The 17,909-nt window shown below is 68.7% G+C and carries 18 protein-coding genes and 1 tRNA gene; 11 read left to right on the top strand and 8 right to left on the bottom strand.

Annotated elements, in window-relative coordinates; translation table 11 throughout:
- The first annotated feature begins 9 nt into the window (after window positions 1-9).
- The 5 genes from ACZZZB_RS01395 to ACZZZB_RS01375 all read left to right on the top strand — a co-directional run bounded on the left by ACZZZB_RS01395 (window position 10) and on the right by ACZZZB_RS01375 (window position 2,749).
- Window positions 10-219 carry a hypothetical protein gene (locus tag ACZZZB_RS01395; protein ID WP_463528813.1) on the top strand — a complete coding sequence of 70 codons (210 nt, stop codon included), beginning with the start codon at window positions 10-12 and terminating at the stop codon, window positions 217-219.
- Entirely contained in the window at window positions 170-847 is a 678-nt protein-coding gene (nadD, locus tag ACZZZB_RS01390) for a nicotinate-nucleotide adenylyltransferase (protein ID WP_463528812.1), read from the top strand. The genes ACZZZB_RS01395 and nadD overlap by 50 nt, the downstream gene beginning before the upstream one ends.
- A complete protein-coding gene (locus ACZZZB_RS01385) occupies window positions 844-2,136 on the top strand; it encodes a hypothetical protein (protein WP_463528811.1) in 1,293 nt (430 codons plus the stop codon). The genes nadD and ACZZZB_RS01385 overlap by 4 nt, the downstream gene beginning before the upstream one ends.
- Window positions 2,137-2,191: 55 nt before the next feature.
- Window positions 2,192-2,569, top strand: a complete 378-nt coding sequence (gene rsfS / locus ACZZZB_RS01380) for a ribosome silencing factor (protein ID WP_079002329.1) — start codon at window positions 2,192-2,194, stop codon at window positions 2,567-2,569.
- A gap of 107 nt (window positions 2,570-2,676) precedes the next feature.
- Window positions 2,677-2,749, top strand: a tRNA-Ala gene (locus ACZZZB_RS01375).
- An 86-nt stretch (window positions 2,750-2,835) separates the two neighbouring features.
- Here ACZZZB_RS01375 and ACZZZB_RS01370 read toward each other — a convergent pair.
- Window positions 2,836-3,663, bottom strand: a complete 828-nt coding sequence (locus tag ACZZZB_RS01370) for an aldo/keto reductase (RefSeq protein ID WP_137241817.1) — start codon at window positions 3,661-3,663, stop codon at window positions 2,836-2,838.
- Window positions 3,664-3,825: 162 nt separating this feature from the next.
- On the opposite strand from ACZZZB_RS01370, the gene ACZZZB_RS01365 reads away from it, so the two are divergent.
- Window positions 3,826-5,316 (top strand): DHA2 family efflux MFS transporter permease subunit, encoded by a 1,491-nt coding sequence (locus ACZZZB_RS01365; RefSeq protein WP_194644475.1) that lies wholly within the window; start codon window positions 3,826-3,828, stop codon window positions 5,314-5,316.
- A gap of 21 nt (window positions 5,317-5,337) precedes the next feature.
- Here ACZZZB_RS01365 and ACZZZB_RS01360 read toward each other — a convergent pair whose 3' ends face one another.
- Genes ACZZZB_RS01360 through ACZZZB_RS01350 form a run of 3 tightly spaced genes read right to left on the bottom strand, consistent with a single transcriptional unit; the run spans window position 5,338 to window position 8,335 of the window.
- On the bottom strand, window positions 5,338-6,495 hold the full coding sequence (locus ACZZZB_RS01360) for an FAD-dependent oxidoreductase (RefSeq protein WP_463528810.1): 1,158 nt from the start codon (window positions 6,493-6,495) through the stop codon (window positions 5,338-5,340).
- A complete protein-coding gene (locus ACZZZB_RS01355; protein WP_290368177.1) occupies window positions 6,492-7,208 on the bottom strand; it encodes a methyltransferase domain-containing protein in 717 nt (238 codons plus the stop codon). Before ACZZZB_RS01355 ends, ACZZZB_RS01360 begins: the two co-directional genes overlap by 4 nt.
- A complete protein-coding gene (locus ACZZZB_RS01350; RefSeq protein WP_229938530.1) occupies window positions 7,208-8,335 on the bottom strand; it encodes a type III polyketide synthase in 1,128 nt (375 codons plus the stop codon). The genes ACZZZB_RS01355 and ACZZZB_RS01350 overlap by 1 nt, the downstream gene beginning before the upstream one ends.
- A 55-nt stretch (window positions 8,336-8,390) precedes the next feature.
- Between ACZZZB_RS01350 and ACZZZB_RS01345 the strand changes: the two genes are divergently transcribed.
- The gene (locus ACZZZB_RS01345; protein ID WP_463530539.1) at window positions 8,391-9,248 is read left to right on the top strand and encodes a UbiA family prenyltransferase; all 858 of its coding nucleotides are present in this window, start codon (window positions 8,391-8,393) and stop codon (window positions 9,246-9,248) included.
- An 8-nt stretch (window positions 9,249-9,256) separates the two neighbouring features.
- Here the strand turns inward: ACZZZB_RS01345 and ACZZZB_RS01340 are convergent, their stop codons facing one another.
- Window positions 9,257-10,426 (bottom strand): aggregation-promoting factor C-terminal-like domain-containing protein, encoded by a 1,170-nt coding sequence (locus ACZZZB_RS01340; RefSeq protein WP_463528809.1) that lies wholly within the window; start codon window positions 10,424-10,426, stop codon window positions 9,257-9,259.
- 116 nt (window positions 10,427-10,542) lie between these two features.
- On the opposite strand from ACZZZB_RS01340, the gene ACZZZB_RS01335 reads away from it, so the two are divergent.
- On the top strand, window positions 10,543-11,715 hold the full coding sequence (locus ACZZZB_RS01335) for a glycoside hydrolase family 3 N-terminal domain-containing protein (protein WP_463528808.1): 1,173 nt from the start codon (window positions 10,543-10,545) through the stop codon (window positions 11,713-11,715).
- A gap of 105 nt (window positions 11,716-11,820) precedes the next feature.
- The gene (locus tag ACZZZB_RS01330; protein ID WP_064295582.1) at window positions 11,821-12,375 is read left to right on the top strand and encodes a YceI family protein; all 555 of its coding nucleotides are present in this window, start codon (window positions 11,821-11,823) and stop codon (window positions 12,373-12,375) included.
- 64 nt (window positions 12,376-12,439) lie between these two features.
- On the opposite strand, the gene ACZZZB_RS01325 is transcribed toward ACZZZB_RS01330, so the two are convergent.
- From ACZZZB_RS01325 to ACZZZB_RS01315, 3 genes are all read right to left on the bottom strand, one after another.
- Window positions 12,440-13,480 carry an FUSC family protein gene (locus tag ACZZZB_RS01325; protein WP_229938526.1) on the bottom strand — a complete coding sequence of 347 codons (1,041 nt, stop codon included), beginning with the start codon at window positions 13,478-13,480 and terminating at the stop codon, window positions 12,440-12,442.
- Between the two features lie 8 nt (window positions 13,481-13,488).
- Entirely contained in the window at window positions 13,489-14,454 is a 966-nt protein-coding gene (locus ACZZZB_RS01320; RefSeq protein ID WP_194602451.1) for an App1 family protein, read from the bottom strand.
- Between the two features lie 133 nt (window positions 14,455-14,587).
- Window positions 14,588-15,268 (bottom strand): DedA family protein, encoded by a 681-nt coding sequence (locus tag ACZZZB_RS01315; protein ID WP_137241811.1) that lies wholly within the window; start codon window positions 15,266-15,268, stop codon window positions 14,588-14,590.
- A 201-nt stretch (window positions 15,269-15,469) separates the two neighbouring features.
- On the opposite strand from ACZZZB_RS01315, the gene ACZZZB_RS01310 reads away from it, so the two are divergent.
- Window positions 15,470-16,891 carry a cytochrome ubiquinol oxidase subunit I gene (locus tag ACZZZB_RS01310; RefSeq protein ID WP_079003899.1) on the top strand — a complete coding sequence of 474 codons (1,422 nt, stop codon included), beginning with the start codon at window positions 15,470-15,472 and terminating at the stop codon, window positions 16,889-16,891.
- A 9-nt stretch (window positions 16,892-16,900) separates the two neighbouring features.
- Window positions 16,901-17,905, top strand: a complete 1,005-nt coding sequence (gene cydB / locus ACZZZB_RS01305) for a cytochrome d ubiquinol oxidase subunit II (protein WP_064295578.1) — start codon at window positions 16,901-16,903, stop codon at window positions 17,903-17,905.
- Window positions 17,906-17,909: the final 4 nt, after the last annotated feature.

The following is a 17,909-nucleotide window of genomic DNA, read 5'->3' as shown; positions in this document are numbered from 1 at the left end:
GGAGAGATCATGTCGATTGCCGCGTCCGTCTTGGCCACCGCCGTACTGGCTGAATCGGAGCACGCTGTCGAACTCGCCGCACCGACCTGGGTGTTCGGCGCGGTCGCCCTCGTGCTGTTCGCCATCCTCGGCGCCGTGACCTTCAGCTACCGCGACGTCGCCAACCGCCATGCCGACAAGGGCGAGTCGGGCTCCGCTCACGGCGAGCACGGCCACTAGGCTGTCCGGCGTGAGCGCGCCCGTCACCGAGACGACGACCCGTCGTCCTCGGATCGGGGTCATGGGCGGGACGTTCGACCCGATCCACCACGGGCACCTCGTCGCCGCCTCGGAGGTCGCGCAGCACTTCGATCTCGATGAGGTCGTCTTCGTCCCGACCGGCATGCCGTACCGGAAGTCGGGCGTGAGCGACAGTGAGCACCGGTACCTCATGACCGTGATCGCCACTGCAGCGAACCCCCGCTTCACCGTCAGCCGGGTCGACATCGACCGAGCCGGACCGACGTACACGATCGACACGCTGCGCGATCTGCGCCGCAAGCGTCCCGATGCCGAGCTGTTCTTCATCACGGGTGCCGATGCGATCGCCCAGATCCTCAGTTGGAAAGACGTCAGAGAGGTGTGGGACCTCGCTCACTTCGTCGCTGTGAGTAGACCGGGACACGATTTGAACGTTTCCGGATTACCACAGCACGACGTAAGCTTGTTGGAAGTTCCGGCCCTAGCGATATCGTCGACGGATTGCCGGAGCCGGGTGAGCAAAGGCTTTCCGGTCTGGTATCTGGTTCCCGACGGTGTCGTGCAGTACATCACCAAGCACCACCTGTATCGGAGTGAAGCCACATGACCGCGTTGCCAGAGGATGCGCCCCTGACCAGGCGACAGGCTCGAGCGAGCCAGCAGCCGTCGACGTCCGCTGACGAAGCGACGACGGACGCTACTGCGCCACGGACACGACGCGCGTCGACATCCGATCCCGTCGCCGGGGGAGCGATCCCCGAGCAGACCACGCCGCGCGATGAGAGCGCTCCAGCGCCTGCGTCCACGTCACCCGCGCCGTCGTCGAGCGCTCCGGCATCCGGTGCACCTGCTCCGGCACCGACCGGTGGACTCACGCGCCGTCAGTTGCGAGAACTCGAGCGCACCGGCTCGATCGAACAGGTGGGCTCCCCGGCAGCGCCGGTCGCTCCTCCGGTCGAGCAGCCGGTCCCCTCGGTAGCCCTGCCGCCGCGGACGCCCGATCAGGTGGTCGCTCCGCCCCAGAAGCAGAACAAGGCGGCCCGTCAGCAGGCCGCGAAGCTCGCGCAGCAGGAAGCGGACGCCAAGGCTGCCGCTGCAGCCGAGCAGGAGCGCCGCGAAGCCGAGGCCAGCAAGCAGGCCGAGCAGCGCCAGGCCGCCGAGCGCAAGGCGGAAGAACAGCAGGCCGCAGAACGCCAGGCCGCCGAACGCAAGGCGGCTGAACGCAAGGCCGCTGAGCGGGCCGCCGCCGACGAACGCGCAGCCAAGGCCCGGTCCGCCGAGGCGCCGACGCCTCCCGCGACTCCCGCCGCTGCGGCGCCGGTGGCCACCGGTTCGCTCTTCGACGTCTCGGACCGCGACGACATCTCCGAGGACCCCGCGTCGACCCTGTCGAAGGGGTTCGGGCGCGACTCCATGCTCGTGGCGGCACTCGAAGCCGAGAAGGCTTCGCAGGCCGACAAGGAGGTCGCGTTCGAGGACCTCCTCGGAAGCGGCATGACGAGCACGGGGCAGATCACCACGAGCTCGCTCATCATCCCCGTCGCTCCGGCGCAGGCTGAGGCGGGCGCCACATCCAACTCCACGGGCGAGATCCTCATCACCGGAACCATCGATCTGCCCCGTGGATTGGGTTCCGCCGGTCAAGACCCGAACCACTTCGACGGTGCAGGGATCGACCGACTCATCGAGGGCGACGAGCTGCCGGCCTCGGTCACTGCAGCGTCCCCGGTCGCTGCCAGCCGCGCGGTCAGTAGCCACGGTTCCACCCGCGACGTCGTCCCGGCCACCACCAACCAGAGCAACAAGCTGCTGATGACGCTTGCGATCGCCGCCGCGGTGCTCGCCGCCGGCGTGATCGCGGTGCTCATCATCGGTTTCTTCGGCGGAGCGTTCTAGCCCTGCCGGCATTCATCCGATCGCGCACCATGCGATCGCCAGAGGAGTACACCACATGACCCTGTCCGACACCACACTGGACGCCGTCCAGCTCGCAGCGACCGCAGCCGAGTCCAAGGGGGGCGAGGATCTCGTCGCACTCGACGTCTCCGGTCCATTGCCGTTCGTCGACGCCTTCCTCCTCGTCACCGGTCGGAGTGAGCGCAACGTCGTCGCCATCGCCGGCGAGGTCGAGGACCGCCTGAACGCGAGCGGCGTGAAGACGCTGCGACGCGAAGGCAAGTCCGAGGGGCGGTGGATCCTGCTCGACTTCGGCGAGGTCGTCGTCCACGTCTTCCACGAGGAGGAGCGGATGTACTACTCGCTGGAGCGTCTGTGGAAGGACTGCCCGGTGATTCCGCTGGTCTCGTCCGCACCGCAGCCCGCGAACTGACCATCCCGTCGGTGCCGAGCACCGAAAGTGGTCACAACCGCTCTCAAGATGTAGTAACCTATTCAAGTTGCTTCCGCTGAAACAGCAGGGGCAAGCAAGTTGAATACGGGTCTGTGGCGCAGCTGGTAGCGCACCTGCATGGCATGCAGGGGGTCAGGGGTTCGAGTCCCCTCAGATCCACCCGAACACCGAGAAGTCCCCGTCAGCCGAACAGCTGACGGGGACTTCTGCGTTGGTCAGACCCTGGGTTTGGCGGGACCCTGAGGTCAGTTCACCTCGTCGGGGTGGCTGCCGACGCGCTTGCCCGAGTCGAGGGCGTCGATGGACGCGATCTCGTCGGCGGACAGCTCGAAGCCGAAGACGTCGAAGTTCTGGGCGATGCGCTCGCGCGAGTTCGACTTGGGGAAGACGATAAGCCCGTTCTGCAGGTGCCACCGGATGACGACCTGCGCCGGCGTGACGCCGTGTGCCTCGGCTGCAGCAGAGACGGCCTGCTCGCCGAAGAGGTCGTACTTGCCCTGACCGAGCGGGCCCCAGGACTCGATGTGGATACCGTGCTCGGCACCGAAGGCGCGCAGCTCGCGCTGGGCGAACGCCGGGTGGAGTTCGATCTGATTGACCGCAGGGACCGTCTCGGAACCGGCGATCAGCTTCTCGAGGTGCTCGACCTGGTGGTTGGACACGCCGATCGAACGCGCCTTGCCGGCCGCCTTGATCTCCTCGAGGGCGAGCCATGCTTCGAGGTAGTCGTCCTTGGCCGGGGTCGGCCAGTGGGTCAGGTACAGGTCGACATGGTCGAGCCCGAGCTTGTCGAGGCTCTCGTCGATGGCAGTGTGCGCGGACGCCTTCTGGTGGCGGTCGTTCCAGAGCTTCGTGGTGATGAAGAGTTCGTCGCGGGGGATGCCCGACTTCGCGATGGCGGCACCGACGCCCTCCTCGTTCTTGTAGATGGCCGCGGTGTCGATGTGGCGGTAGCCGACCTCGAGCGCGTCCGAGACGATGCGCTCGGCCTCCTGCGGGTCGACGAGGAAGACGCCGAAGCCGAGCTGAGGGATGGTGTGGCCGTCGTTCAGGGTGATGGTGGGAACAGTCATGACTTCATGCTGGCACCGGAACCGTCCGTCCGGAACGGGTCTTCGCCCTGCGCGTAACCGGATGACACGCATGGGAATACCATCGGCGACATGACGCTTGTGTTTCGAGAGGGCAGGCGTCTGCCCGCACGACGGCCGAGGCCTGAGAAGGATGACACCGCTATGACGACTGAAACCGTGCCGAATCCGACCGGTTCCGTCCCGACGACCGGGAAGCCCTCGGACGACCGCCTTCCACCCGGGTCGAAGCTCCTGATCGGGCTGCTCCTCGTGTCGGCGTTCGTCGTCATCCTCAACGAGACGATCATGAGCGTCGCCCTACCGCGGCTCATGGAGGACCTCGACATCACGGCGAGTTCCGCGCAGTGGCTGACCACCGGTTTCATGCTCACCATGGCCGTCGTGATCCCCGCGACCGGGTTCCTCTTGGAGCGGTTCTCCCTCCGGACGATGTTCATCACCGCGATGGTGCTGTTCAGCCTCGGCACGCTCATCGCCGCGCTGTCCCCGGGATTCGGCACCCTCCTGCTCGGTCGTGTCGTCCAGGCCAGCGGTACCGCCATCATGATGCCGCTGCTCATGACGACCGTGCTCAACGTCGTGCCGGTCTCGGCACGTGGCCGGACGATGGGGGCGATCTCGATCGTCATCTCGGTCGCGCCGGCCGTCGGGCCGACCGTCTCCGGGCTCATCCTGAGCGTGCTCGACTGGCGCTGGATGTTCTGGATCGTCCTCCCCATCGCCGTCGCCTCGCTGGTCCTCGGCGCCATCCTCGTGCGGAACGTGACGGAGCCGCGTCGGGTCCGCTTCGACGTGCTGTCGCTCGTCCTCTCCGCCTTCGCGTTCGGTGGCCTGATCTTCGGTCTCAGCAGCATCGGCGAGTCCGCCGAGGGACACGCGCTCATGCCCGTCTGGATCCCGCTCACGGTCGGTGTCCTCGCCCTGCTCGCCTTCGTCCTCCGCCAGCGCGCTCTCGCACGCGACGACCGGGCGTTCATGGACCTCCGCACCTTCGCGAACCGCTCGTTCTCCGTCTCGATCATCCTGGTCGCGATCGTCATGATGGCGTTGTTCGGCTCGCTGATCATCCTGCCGATCTATCTGCAGACCGTGCTCCAGGTCGACACCTTGACCACGGGCCTCATGCTGCTGCCGGGTGGCCTGACGATGGCCGCTCTCGCGCCGCTGGTCGGGTCGCTGTTCGACCGGTTCGGTCCGCGTCCGCTGGTGATCCCCGGGGCCTTCGCCGTGAGTGCTGCGCTCTGGCTGCTGACGATGCTCGGCGTCGACAGCGCCATCGTCATGATCATCGCCGTGCACGTGCTGCTGAGCGCCGGTCTCGCGTTCATGTTCACGCCGCTGCTGACCTCAGCGCTCGGTTCACTGAGGCCCGAGCTCTACCCGCACGGCAGCGCCATCGTCGGCACGGTCCAGCAGCTCGCCGGTGCGGCGGGGACGGCGTTGTTCATCACCATGATGTCGACCACGTCCGCAGCACGTGCGGCGGTCGGGAGCTCCGCGGTCGACGCGACGGCAGCCGGCGTGCAGGCTGCGTTCATGTGCGGCGCCGTGCTCTCACTGCTCGCGATCGGAGCGTCGTTCCTCATCCGGCGGACGGACCAGGCTCCGGCGGGCGTGCACGTCGGTCACTGAACCGCAGGACCTCGGACGGCGTCAGCGCAGCCAGCGCATCGTGTAGGCGTCGGCGAGGATGGGCATCGCGGGGCCGTTGAGCGCTGTTCGCAGCGTGAGGTCCCGGATCCCGACGAGCGGGCCCGGCAACGGACGCCCCAAGCGCATGTTGAGCTCCGCCTGCCGTGATGCCCGACGGATCGCGCGCTGTTGGCGGGAGACGGCCGCGGCCACGTCGTGCTGTGTCGAGAGATGTCCGGTGGTCATGTGAGCGATCAGTGGCGCGAAGACCCGTGCGTCGGACCAGCCCAGGTTCATGCCCTGCCCGCCGATCGGGCTGATCTCGTGGGCGGCGTCGCCCAGGTAGACGACCCGACCGTCGACGACGCGCTTCCGTCGTCGACGAAGCACGCCGAAGGCGCTGAGCATGGTGTTCGTCGCCGGATCCACGTCGTCGCCGGTGCGGTCGGCGACGAGGGACGCGAGGTCGTACGCGGTGGGTTCCGGGCGGGCCGCGTCCTGATCGTCCGAGTACCCGGTGTGCACGACGTATCGTCGCATGCCATGGGGGAGCGGGAAGGACTCGACGACCCCTCGGTGGTGCAGGTGCACCCTGGCGATGGAACCTGCCCCACTCCGATCCGCGACGTCGCCCATGAGGTACCGGTCCCGATATCGGTGCACGGGGCCCGGAGCCTGCATCCCGGCGACGGTGGCGCGTCCGCCTGCTGCGACGACCACGACGGCGGCGCGGATGCTCACCGTTCCGTCGGCGTCTTCGCCGGACACGAGGACGCTCTCCTCGGCCGGAGTCAACCGCGTACAGCTCGTCCCCGTCCGGAGCGATCCCGGCGCGACGGCTTCGAGTCGAGCACGGAGGATCCGTTCGGTCCGCCATTGCTCGAGCGCGGCGACGTAGGGGTGCGGTACGGGCCGATCACGGAACACGACCGCCCCGAGGCGTCGGCCGGCGTTCCAGGCTTCGCCCTGGTCGATCCGGACGGCGTCGCGGCGGATCTCGTCGAGGACGCCGAGCTCCTCGAACAGGTCGAGCGACGGCGGGTGGATCCCGATCGCCCGGGTGCCGGAGGGGGCGTCCGACCGTCGTTCCCAGACGGTCACGTCGACGCCGGCCTGAGCGAGGAGGATCGCCGACACGAGGCCGACCGGTCCGCCACCGATGACGAGCACCTCGGTCACCGAGGGCCGTCCGCTGCCGACGGGACGGTCTGCGAGAGCAGGAGTCGCATGGGGAAGCTTCGCTCGACGATCCAGTCGTTCGGCACGACGCGCCGCAGCTCCTCCTGGCGATAGCTGCGACGGATCGAGCGGAGCCCGTCGATGTGGAGGAAGGAACGCCTTCGCCCTGCACGGGTGGCGAGACCGTAGACCGCGTACGCGAGTCGGTTGCGCTCGAGGTCACTGTGCAGGACGAGTCGTCTGGCGATCCGTGAGCTGTCGGCGAGCAGGCTCGACAGGCCCGCGTGATCGAGGTGGTGGAGCACGTGGTTGGACAGGACGATGTCGGCCTCCTCACCGGCGGCGACGAGGTCGCTGCTGTGCGCCGGGCGGAAGGCGACGGGACCATCGGGGTACCGGCGACGGGCGAAGGCCACGGACCGCTCGTCGGGATCGATCCCCACCACCTGCACGGGGAGGTGGTCGGCCCTCGCCCAATCGGCGATGGCCACGGCGACATCGCCACCACCGAAGCCGATGTCGAGGATCGTCGTGGTCCGGGACGGGTGGAGGAATGGACGGATGCGCGACCGGTACAGGCCACGCCAGCCCGAAACGAGCCGGTTCACCGTCGCGAACCTGGCGTAGGTGGCGTCCAGTAGTGCGGGATCGCAGTCGGGATCGTCCATCAGTTCGAGGAGATCCGTCGCACGGCGGCCGAGGTCTGGCAGCATCAGGCTCGCCCGGCCCGGAGCCGGAGCAGCGCACTCTCGATCGTCAGTCCCGGACCGAAGGCGAGGGCGCACACCCGCTCGTCGGTGTCGGCCGGCGCATCGTCGAGCAGTCGCTGGAGGATGAAGAGCACGGTCGCGCTCGACATATTGCCGTACTCGCGCAGCACCGTGCGCGACGGAGCCAGCAGTTCGTCGTCGAGCCCGAACCCTCGCTGGACGCGGTCGAGGATGCTCCGGCCACCGGGATGGATGGCCCAGCGGTCGATCGACGACACCGGGGCGTCGTCGGCTGCGGCGAGGAGTGGACGGAGGGCGATCTCGAGGTGCTCGCCGATCAGCTTGGGCACGGCGCCGCTCAGGACCATCTCGAACCCGTGATCGCCGATCGTCCAGGCCATCTCCGTCTCGCCGTCCGGCACCAGCGCGGTGGACCAGCCGTCGAACTCGAGCACGGGCGCGGACGAACCGGTGTCCCGACCGGTCACGACGGCAGCCGCGGCTCCGTCGGCGAACACCGAGGAACCGAGGATCACGTCGGGGTCGTCGGAGGAACGGAGGTGGATGGAGCAAAGCTCGATGCAGACAACGAGGACGACGGCGTCGGGGTCGGCTGTGCAGAACGCCTCTGCGGCGCGAAGGGCGGGGAACGCGGCGAAACACCCCTGGAACCCCAGGTGGTAGCGCTCCGTGCCCGGGTCGAGCCCGAGGTCGCGCACGAGGAGGTACTCCGGCCCGGGCGCGAAGAACCCGGTGCAGGACGCGGTCACGACGTGGGTGACGTCCGCCGCCGACAGACCGGGGGCGGCGTCCAATGCCCGCCGTGCGGCCTCCAGGAGCAGCGGGGGAGCGTGCTCGATGTAGGCGTCGTTCCGCACGCCGGTGGGCGGGGAGAGCACCTGCCGCTGAGCAGCGTCGTAGAAGGCGGCCGTGGTCGTCTCGACCTCGTGGTCGAAGGCGTCGATGACGGTGTGCCTGGTGTCGATCGCGGACGCGTCGAACGCGGCGCCGATGAGACGTTGGGCGAGACGGCTCCGCCCGGGTTGGTCGCGGAACACATCCCTGATCTCGTCTTGATGAAGGATGGTCTGAGGAACGGCCACGCCGATCGCCCTCACGGAGACGGTCATGCTGCAGTGTAGCGCCGTCACCCGGGTGTCACCCTAAGCTGAGGCGGTGTTCTCCATGGCCCGCCGTCTGTTCGCGTCCTCGCATCCCGGGCCGACCGTCGCGGTGACCGTGCTCACCGTCGTGCTCGGATCGGCCGTCGGCCTGCCACCCCTCCGGACAACCCTGCTCGCCGTGGTGGTGTTCGTCGGGCAACTCTCGATCGGCTGGTCCAACGACTGGCTCGACGCCAGGCGGGATCGTCGCTCGGGACGACAGGACAAGCCGGTCGCGCGCGGCGACCTCAGCGTCTCGGCAGTCCGGGCGGCGGCGCTGCTGGCCGGTGCGGCGAGCATTCCGCTCTCGGCATCACTCGGCTGGGCGTCGGCGGCCTCGCACCTGCTGTTCCTCGTCTGCGGATGGGCCTACAACCTGGGTCTCAAGGCGACGGCCTGGTCGGTGGTCCCGTTCATCGTGGGGTTCGGCGCACTGCCCGCGGTGGTCACCTTCGCTGCCGTCCCGCCGATCGTGCCGGCCGCGTGGACGCTCGCCGTCGGTGGTCTGTTCGGTGTGGCGATCCACTTCACGAACGCCCTGCCCGATCTCGAGGACGACCTGCGGACCGGCGTCCGCGGTCTGCCGCACCGGCTCGGCGCGCGGACCGCCGGTCGGACGGCCTTCGTCGCCCTCGGCGTCTCCGGCGTGGTCGCCGTCCTCGGACAGAGCGGGATCTTCGTCGGCAGGCCCATCGCACCGCCGATCGTCGGGGTGCTGGGCGCCGTCGGTGTCCTCGCGCTCGTCGTGTGGGGGCTCGTGCTCGTCGGAACCCGAACGCCGGACCGTCTGCTGTTCCGGCTCATCATCGGGGCCGCCCTGCTCGTCACCGTGGTGCTGGCAGTGGCCGGGACGAATCTCGGCGCAGCCCAGGTCGGTTGAGACGGGCGTCAGTACCAGTTGGTCGCTTCCGAGTGCGCCCATGCGCCGCAGGGGGAGCCGTACCGGCTGTCGATGTAGTTCAGGCCCCAGTTGATCTGCGTCGCCGCATTGGTGCGCCAGTCGTCGCCGGAGCTGGCCATCTTGCTCCCGGGCAGGGACTGCGGGATGCCGTAGGCGCCGCTGGACTCGTTGTAGGCGTTGACGCGCCAGCTCGACTCCCGGGTCCAGAGCTGCAGCAGGCACTGGAATTCTCCGCTGCCCCAGCCGTAGGCGCCGATCGCGGACTGCGCGTACGCCTTCGCGCCGGCCGGGTCGGCTGCGAGGTCCGGCGGCGGGGCGCTCGTGGATCCCTCGCCACCGGTGGCCTCGTTGCGTCGCTGCTCTTCTGCGGCGATCGCCTCCTGGCTCTGCGCGTAGGCCTGTTCCACCGCCGCGGTGGTGTTCTTGAGGACGGCGAGCTGCTGGTACAGCCGGTCGCGGTTGGCCTGCTGCTCGGCGACCGCCGCATCGGCGGCGTCGCTCGCGGACTGCGCCGTCTCGTAGCTGGAGTCCGCCGCCTCCGAGAGTCGCTGACGTTCGGTTTCGGCCGCCGTCGCCTGCTCGGCGAGCGCGGTCGCCGTGTTGCTCGCGGCGGTAGCGGACGCGAGGTCTTGAGCCGAGGTCTCGCTCAGCTTGCTGATCGCGCTGAGCTTCGAGAGGAGGTCGTCGTCGGCCGCCCCGGACAGGACCAGGGAGAGCGTCGGGTCGACGCCGCCGGTGCGGGTCATCTGCGCGATGACCGCTCCGGCCTGACGCTTGCTCGACGCTGCTGCCGACGCTGCGGCGGTCGCCTGCGCACTGATCGTGTCGGCGACGGTGGCCTGCGCGTCGAACGCCGCCTTGGCCTCACCTGCCGCCGCACCCTGGCGGACGGCTTCATCGCCGAGCCGGGCGGATTCATCGCGCAGTCCGTCGAGGAGGGAGACGATCCGGTCGGCTTCCGCCTGAGCGGTCGATTCGTTCGCCTTGGCAGCCTGGACGTCGTCCCAGCTCGGGTAGTCGGCGGTCCGGAACGAGGTGGGGGTCACGGCGACTGCCGGGCTCGCGACCGACACCGCGATGACGAGCGCGGCTCCGAGGGCGGCGGCTCGCGAGACGCCCCTCGAGCGGGGCGAGAGGGCTGTCAGCGGCTTGCGCATGCGTCCATCCTGGCGGTCACCCACGCAAGTGTAGCCGCCGATGTCACATTCGTCACTCCTGCCACACCGGGAGCGACGCCCAGCCTGCGTGGAAGATCCGAGCCTAGAGTGGGCCGGTGCAGCTGGGACGACGAGGGTTTCTCGCAGTCGGCGCCTCGATGGCGGCGGGTGCCGTCCTCGGCCTGTCCGGGTGCACCTGGCCAGGATCCTCGAAGCCCTCGGAACGCCCCACGAGCACGACTCCGGCTGCCGCCGACCAGCGGGCGGCCGCCGAACTCGCCGCGATGAACCTGGAACAGCGGATCGCATCCATGCTGATGCTGCACGCTCCGGGCACCGACCCGGGCACCCTCCGGGCGTTCGTCGAGCGGTATCAGCCGGGCGGGTTCATCATCATGGGCGACAACGTGCCGGGCCTCGCAGGGCTGCCCGCGGTGACGAGCGCCCTCAGCCCCGACCCGACCATGCCGCTGCTCATCGGCATCGACCAGGAGGGCGGCGATGTCCGACGCATCGACGAGGACGTCTTCGCCGCTGCCGACACCCTGAAGTCGCAGCCGCCAGCTGCGAGCGAGGAGGCGTTCCGCCAACGAGCGGCCATGCTCGCCGATGCGGGCTGCTCCGTGAACTTCGGCATCGTCGCGGACGAGACCGCCGATCCGAGCTCCTTCATCTACGACCGTGCCCTCGGGACGACGCCGGACGCCTCGGCGGAGCGGGTGGCCGCGGCCGTCCATGGCGAGCGGGGCGCGGTGCTCAGCACCCTGAAGCACTTCCCTGGCCATGGACAGGCGCCGGGGGACTCCCACTCGACGGTCCCGACGACGGCCATCGGTGCCGCGGACTGGGCTGCGACCGATGCCCTGCCGTTCGTCGCCGGTATCGACGCCGGGGCCGAGGTCGTGATGTTCGGCCATCTGGTCTACTCGGCGGTCGACGCTGCACCGGCGACGCTGTCGGCGGTCTGGCACGAGCGCCTCCGGAACGACCTCGGCTTCACCGGCATCACCATCACCGACGACATGCTCATGCTGCAGCACACGGGCCTGCCGGAGTTTCAGGACCCCTCGGAGAACGCGATCCGCGCCGTCGCCGCCGGCAACACGATGCTGCTCTACGTCCTCGGGACGGACCCGTCGTCGACCGGTGTCGACCCGGCCGTGCTCGTGGCCGACATCGCCGCCGCGGTCCGATCCGGGAGGATTCCGGAGTCGACGGTCGCCGGGGCGGCGCACCAGCTCCTCCGCGCCCGACTCGGCGTCGCGTCCATGCGTCCGATGTCGCGCTGATGTCGGTGAGGAGAATTTCTCGGGGATGCGGGAATAGCTCCCAGGTCCGTGCGTTTGAATAGAACGTGGCGCGAGCGCGCCGCACATCGACGCAAGGAGTACCGCATGACCGACACCCTGACGATTCCCGGCTACAAGGTTGGCACCTGGGAGGTCGACACCACGCACAGCGAGGTCGGCTTCAGCATCCGCCACATCATGGTCTCGAAGGTCAAGGGCAAGTTCGAGCGCTTCAACGCGACGTTCGTCACGCCGGAGAACCCCCTCGAGACGAAGGTCACCGCGTCCGCCGAGGTCGCATCGATCAACACGAACCAGCCCGACCGCGACGGTCACCTCCGCACCGGCGACTTCTTCGACGCCGAGACCTACCCGACGATCGACTTCGTCTCGACCGGCGCCCGCGCCAAGGGCGACGACTTCCTCGTCGACGGCGACCTCACGATCAAGGGCGTGACCAAGCCCGTCACCTTCACCGTCGAGTTCGGCGGCTTCGCGACCGACCCGTACGGCAACTACAAGTTCGGCGCCACGGCGACGACCAAGATCAACCGCGAAGACTTCGGCCTCACCTACAACGCGGCGCTCGAGACCGGCGGCGTGCTGCTCGGCAACGACGTCACGATCACCATCGAACTGCAGGCCGCGCACCAGGCGTAGTCCCAGGACGTCGAAGGGCCGGTGGAGCATCGCTCCGCCGGCCCTTCGTGCATGTCCGGCCGACTCAGGTCGGCTCGCCGACGATTTCGTCGCGCACGCGACGGAGGTCCTCCATGAGCGATCCGATGAGGATCCAGTGCTGGGGGTGCGGGCGGGCGATCACGAGGGGAGCGGTCAGCGCCGGGATCTCCGCGGTCTCGGTCGGCGGCTCGTCGGACGCGGCGCGATCGTTCACCAGCAGCCTGAGATCGTGGGCCGCCCGCGTCAGCTCGACGGCGATGTCCGCCACCGTCGGCTCCTCGTGCAGGGTCGGGTCGTCGTGGTCGTGCACCGAACGCGCCATGCCCAGCGTCCGCGTGACGACCGGCTCCAGTCGACGCAGCAGCAGGCGCTGACGGTCGAGCTCGTCACGGTGCCTCGATCGACGGGGGTTGAGCAGCAGGCTGTCATCGCCTTCCTTCACCGCGGCGATCGCCCTGTCCCGCAGGGGCTTCAGCGCCCGAGCCTCCTGGAGCAGCGCCACCAGCTCCGCGTCCGAGTTCGCACGCGTGAGTGACGTGGCGAGATGATCCAGGGTGTCGGCGCACGCGAGCGCGAGGGTGGTCACCGCCGCCTTGGCCGGACCGAGGAGGACCGGTGCGACGAGGACGACGTTGACGAGGAGCCCGATGCCCGCGCCGAGCACGGTCTCGACGATCCGCGCGACCGCGTAGTCCGGGGTCGCCGCGCCGATCGACAGCACGAGCATCGCGCTGATCGGGATCTGGTTCGCGGATCCGGGCCCGAGGCGGAGGACCCATCCGAGCAGGATGGAGATGACGATGGCCAGGAGCACGATCCAGGCGGAGTGTCCGAAGACGATCCCGATGGCCGTCGCGAGGATGACGCCGGTGATGACCCCGAGGCTGCGCTCGAGCGCCTTCCCGAACGACTGGTTGACGCTCGGCTGCACCACGAGGATCGCCGCGATGGCGGCGAAGACCGGGAGCTGGCCCGGGATGATCGTGATCGCGACGATCCAGGAGGCGACGGCGGCCAGCGCCGTCTTCAGCACCTGGAGCAGGGGCAGCCGCGATCTGGTGCGCAGGACGGGGACGACGGACATCGGTGCCGTCAGAGCTTGTCGTGGAGCTGGTCGAGCAGTTCCGCGCCGTTCCCCGCGTAGACCCAGGGGGCGCCCGCGTGCTGGGCGCCGACCTTCGAGCGTCCACCGGCGAGGACCGCCTCACCGGGGGAGAGCTGGCGGATCGCCACGGCGGCGACGCGGTCGGGGTGGCGTTCCTCGAAGCTCCGGTAGAGGGCTTCGTCGTGCTGTCCGTCGTCGCCGACGAGCAGCCACCGCAGACGCGGGAAGTCCTCGGCGAACCGGTCGAGGTTGTTGCGCTTGTGCTCGCGACCGCTGCGGAAGAACCGGTCGTGCGTCGGGCCCCAGTCGGTGAGGAGGAGGGCGCCGGCGGGGTAGAGGTTGCGCGAGAGGAACCGGGTCAGCGTCGGCGCGACGTTCCAGGCGCCGGTGGAGAGGTAGATGATCGGGGAGCCCGGGTGCTCGCGGGCCGTGCGCTCGAGGAACACCGCCATGCCGGGCACCGGTGTCCTGGCGTGCTCGTCGAGGACGAAGGTGTTCCAGGCCGCGACGAGCGGGCGGGGGAGCGCCGTCACCATCACCGTGTCGTCGATGTCGGACACGATGCCGAACTCGATGTCGTCGGCGACGATGAAGACCGGCGCTTCGACCGGGTCGCTGCCCTCCGAGCTCAGTCTGAGGGTGTGCCAGCCGGGGGTGAGCGATACCTGGACCACCGCGTCGACCACGCCACCTCGGTCGCCCGTGACCGTGTGACGCTGCCCGTCGACCTCCACCTCGACCGTCGGGTCGGCGATGCTCAGCGCGAAGAAGCTCTTCCAGCCGCGCACCTTCTGCTGCGGTTGGACGGTGGTCTTGCCCGGTTCCGCCAGGACGACCCTGGCCAGGACACGGATCCAGGACGTCGATCCGTAGCCGGTGAAGGGGATGACCGCCGCCTCGCGTCCGTGCCGCCTCGCACGACGCTGGCGGCGCAACTGGACGGCGTCCTCCATCCGTGCGGCGAAGTGCCGGATCTGCTCGGCGGCGTCGGAGGAGGCCGTTGGACGATCGTCGGATGCCTTCACCCGTTCAGTCTGTCATGCCGGTGCGTCCGGCCCGCCGTCTCGCGGCGATGAGGGTCGTCTGCTACTGGGGCGTCGAGCCGTCGTCGGGTGGTGTCGCGTCCTCCTGGGCCAGCATGTGTCGCTCCTCGCTCCGCTGGAGGAGTCGCTTCACGACGAGGACCACGACGGCGAAGACGACGATGATGCCGACGAACACGTAGCCCGCCCAATGGAGGCGGTCCGACAGCTCGCGATAGCTGCCCGCAGCCAGTGCGCCGACGGAGACGTAGGCCGAGGACCAGATGACGCAGGCGGGCAGCGTCCAGGAGATGAAGCGTCGGTAGCTCATCGTGCTCATCCCGACCGTGAGAGGGATCAGCGAGTGCAGGACCGGGAGGAACCGCGAGATGAAGACGGCGATGCCACCCCGCCGGTCGAGGTAGCGCTCGGCACGGGCCCAGTGCCGCTCGCCGATCCGTCGGCCGAGTCTGCTGGCACGGATGCGCGGGCCGAACCAGCGGCCGAGCGCGAAGCCGACCGACTCGCCGATGAGCGCGCCGGTGATGACGACGAGGATCATCGAGATCCACTGGACGGGTCCGACGACGGCGGTGCTCGCGACGATGACGACCGTGTCGCCCGGGACGACGAGGCCGACGAGGACCGAGGTCTCGAGCATGATGCCGACGCCGGCGAGGATCGTGCGCGTCACGGGGTCGACGCTCTGCACCAGGTCGAGCAGCCAGCCGAGCACGTCGTTCACGGCTCAGAGCCTACTGCCGTGGATGTGTGAGCGGCTCGGAAACCCCTGTTAGGACACCCTTGGATGTGTGGTCTGACCACAGGCGTGAAGTCCTGTACGATTGATCTCGACGACATGGATCGAAGCCACGGGGATGACCACCCCGATCGGGCCGCACCTGCGCCGCCTTCCCTGGATGCCGCGAAAAATGGAGTGTTCATCGTGAACGACCTTCTCGACCCGCTACTGCTGTCCCGATGGCAGTTCGGCCTCACCACCGTCTACCACTTCATCTTCGTGCCGCTCACCATCGGCATGGCGGTGACGGTCGCCGGGTTCCAGACCGCGTGGGTCCGGACCGGCAAGCTGCACTACCTGCAGCTCACCCGATTCTTCGGGAAGATCTTCCTCATCAACTTCGCCATGGGCGTCGTGACGGGCATCGTCCAGGAGTTCCAGTTCGGCATGAACTGGTCCACCTACTCCAGGTTCGTCGGCGACGTCTTCGGCGCCCCGCTCGCACTCGAGGGCTTGCTCGCGTTCTTCCTCGAGGCGACGTTCATCGGACTCTGGATCTTCGGCTGGGACAAGCTGTCGCCGAAGCTCCACCTCGCCACCATCTGGATCGTGGCGCTCGGCACCGTGCTGTCGGCCTACTTCATCATCGCGGCGAACGCCTTCATGCAGAACCCGGTCGCCTTCCGGATCAACGAGGAGCGCGGCCGCGCCGAGCTCACGAACATCTGGGAGCTGCTGACCAACAAGGTCGCCCTGGCCGCCTTCCCGCACACGATCTTCGCGTGCTTCATGGTCTCCGCAGCCGTCATCATCACCGCCGCCGCCTGGCACCTCGCCCGGGGCCAGCACGTCGAGGCGATGCGCCCGGCGCTCAAGGTCGGTGCGTGGAGCATGCTTCTCGCGGGTGGTGCCACCATGCTCGCCGGCGATCAGCTCAGCCTGGCCATGGTCGAGACCCAGCCGATGAAGATGGCGGCTGCGGAGGCGATGTACAACACGGCGAGCGGTGCCGACGCCTCGTTCTCGATCTTCACCCTCGGCACGCCCGACGGCGTCCACGAGCTCTTCTCGATCCGTATCCCGTACCTCCTGTCGTTCCTCTCGACCCACACCTTCGACGGCACGGTGGAGGGCATCAACGACCTGCAGGCGCAGTACACCCAGCTCTACGGTCCGGGCGACTACTCGCCCGTCATCTGGGTCACCTACTGGGCGTTCCGCTGGATGATCGGTCTCGGCCTCGCCTCGATGCTCGTCGCGGCCGCCGGTCTCTGGTTCACCCGCAAGGGCCGCGAGCCGAAGCGCTGGATGTGGCGCGTCGCGGTCTGGGCCGTCCCGATGCCGTTCCTCGCCATGACCATGGGCTGGGTCTTCACCGAGATGGGCCGCCAGCCGTGGATCGTCTTCAGCCTGTTGAAGACGGAGGACGCGGTCTCGCCGAACACCACTGGGCTCGACGTCCTGATCTCGTTGATCGCCTTCACCGTCGTCTACGGGTCGCTGCTCGTCGTCGAGTTCGGACTCCTGAAGAAGACGATCAAGGCCGGGCCCGACCCGATCGAGCTGTCCGAACCCGACGAGGACGGCGTGCAGAAGCCCGCCGCCCCCGCGACCACGGTCTACTAGGAGCGCATCATGGACCTCACGATTCTCTGGTTCTGGATCATCGCCGCACTGTTCGTCGGCTACTTCGTCCTCGACGGTTTCGACTTCGGCGTCGGCATGACGATCCCCTTCCTCGGGAAGGACGAGACCGACCGCCGGATGCTCATCAACACCATCGGGCCGGTCTGGGACCTCAACGAGACCTGGCTGATCGTCGCCGGGGCGAGCCTCTTCGCCGCGTTCCCCGAGTGGTACGCGACCTTGTTCAGCGGCTTCTACCTCCCGCTGCTGTTCATCCTGCTCGCGCTCATCATCAGAGGGGTGTCGTTCGAGTACCGGCACCAGCGGCCGGAAGCCTCCTGGAAGCGGCGCTTCGACCTCATGATCATCGTCGGCTCAGCCCTGCCGGCCTTCCTCTGGGGCGTCGCCTTCGCGAACATCGTCCAGGGCGTCCCGCTCGATGCCGACCACAACTTCACCGGCACGCTCTTCACCCTGCTCAACCCGTACGGCATCCTCGGGGGTCTCACGACGCTCGTGCTCTTCTTCGCCCACGGAGCCGTGTTCGCCTCGCTGAAGACCGAGGGCGACATCCGCGAGCGCGCCCGCCGCCTCGCGAGCCGAGCCGGGCTCGTCGCCATCCTCCTCGCCGCGTCGTTCCTCGGGTGGACCGTCCTCGCGCACTTCTCGCTCCCGGTGCTGATCCTCGCGGCCATCGCCGCGGTCTCGCTCATCAGCGCCTGGTTCGCGAACAGCCGAGGGCTGGAAGGCCGTGCGTTCGCGCTCATGGCCGTGACCGTCGCCGCGGCCGTGCTCACCCTGTTCACCGCGCTCTTCCCAGCGGTGATGCCGGCGAGCAACGACCCGGCGAACAGCCTGACGATCGCGAACGCCTCCTCGACGGAGTACACCCTCACGGTGATGTCGTGGACCGCCCTGATCTTCCTGCCGCTGATCCTCGCCTACCAGGGATGGACGTACTGGGTGTTCCGCAAGCGCATCACGCGGAAGCACATCGAAGCCGCCGCGCACTAACCTG

Source organism: Plantibacter sp. AC185, from assembly GCF_979258065.1.
Note: the sequence above shows the minus strand (reverse complement) of the source record. Positions and strands in the feature narration are given on the sequence as shown.

Excerpts from the sequence above, each read along its gene's own strand:
- ACZZZB_RS01385 (WP_463528811.1), top strand. The coding sequence starts at position 844 with ATGACCGCGTTGCCAGAGGATGCGCCCCTGACCAGGCGACAGGCTCGA.
- ACZZZB_RS01325 (WP_229938526.1), bottom strand. The coding sequence starts at position 13,480 with ATGTCCGTCGTCCCCGTCCTGCGCACCAGATCGCGGCTGCCCCTGCTC.
- ACZZZB_RS01330 (WP_064295582.1), top strand. The coding sequence starts at position 11,821 with ATGACCGACACCCTGACGATTCCCGGCTACAAGGTTGGCACCTGGGAG.
- ACZZZB_RS01350 (WP_229938530.1), bottom strand. The coding sequence starts at position 8,335 with ATGACCGTCTCCGTGAGGGCGATCGGCGTGGCCGTTCCTCAGACCATC.
- ACZZZB_RS01320 (WP_194602451.1), bottom strand. The coding sequence starts at position 14,454 with ATGGAGGACGCCGTCCAGTTGCGCCGCCAGCGTCGTGCGAGGCGGCAC.
- ACZZZB_RS01365 (WP_194644475.1), top strand. The coding sequence starts at position 3,826 with ATGACGACTGAAACCGTGCCGAATCCGACCGGTTCCGTCCCGACGACC.
- ACZZZB_RS01395 (WP_463528813.1), top strand. The coding sequence starts at position 10 with ATGTCGATTGCCGCGTCCGTCTTGGCCACCGCCGTACTGGCTGAATCG.
- ACZZZB_RS01370 (WP_137241817.1), bottom strand. The coding sequence starts at position 3,663 with ATGACTGTTCCCACCATCACCCTGAACGACGGCCACACCATCCCTCAG.
- nadD (WP_463528812.1), top strand. The coding sequence starts at position 170 with ATGCCGACAAGGGCGAGTCGGGCTCCGCTCACGGCGAGCACGGCCACT.
- ACZZZB_RS01345 (WP_463530539.1), top strand. The coding sequence starts at position 8,391 with ATGGCCCGCCGTCTGTTCGCGTCCTCGCATCCCGGGCCGACCGTCGCG.
- rsfS (WP_079002329.1), top strand. The coding sequence starts at position 2,192 with ATGACCCTGTCCGACACCACACTGGACGCCGTCCAGCTCGCAGCGACC.
- ACZZZB_RS01355 (WP_290368177.1), bottom strand. The coding sequence starts at position 7,208 with ATGCTGCCAGACCTCGGCCGCCGTGCGACGGATCTCCTCGAACTGATG.
- cydB (WP_064295578.1), top strand. The coding sequence starts at position 16,901 with ATGGACCTCACGATTCTCTGGTTCTGGATCATCGCCGCACTGTTCGTC.
- ACZZZB_RS01340 (WP_463528809.1), bottom strand. The coding sequence starts at position 10,426 with ATGCGCAAGCCGCTGACAGCCCTCTCGCCCCGCTCGAGGGGCGTCTCG.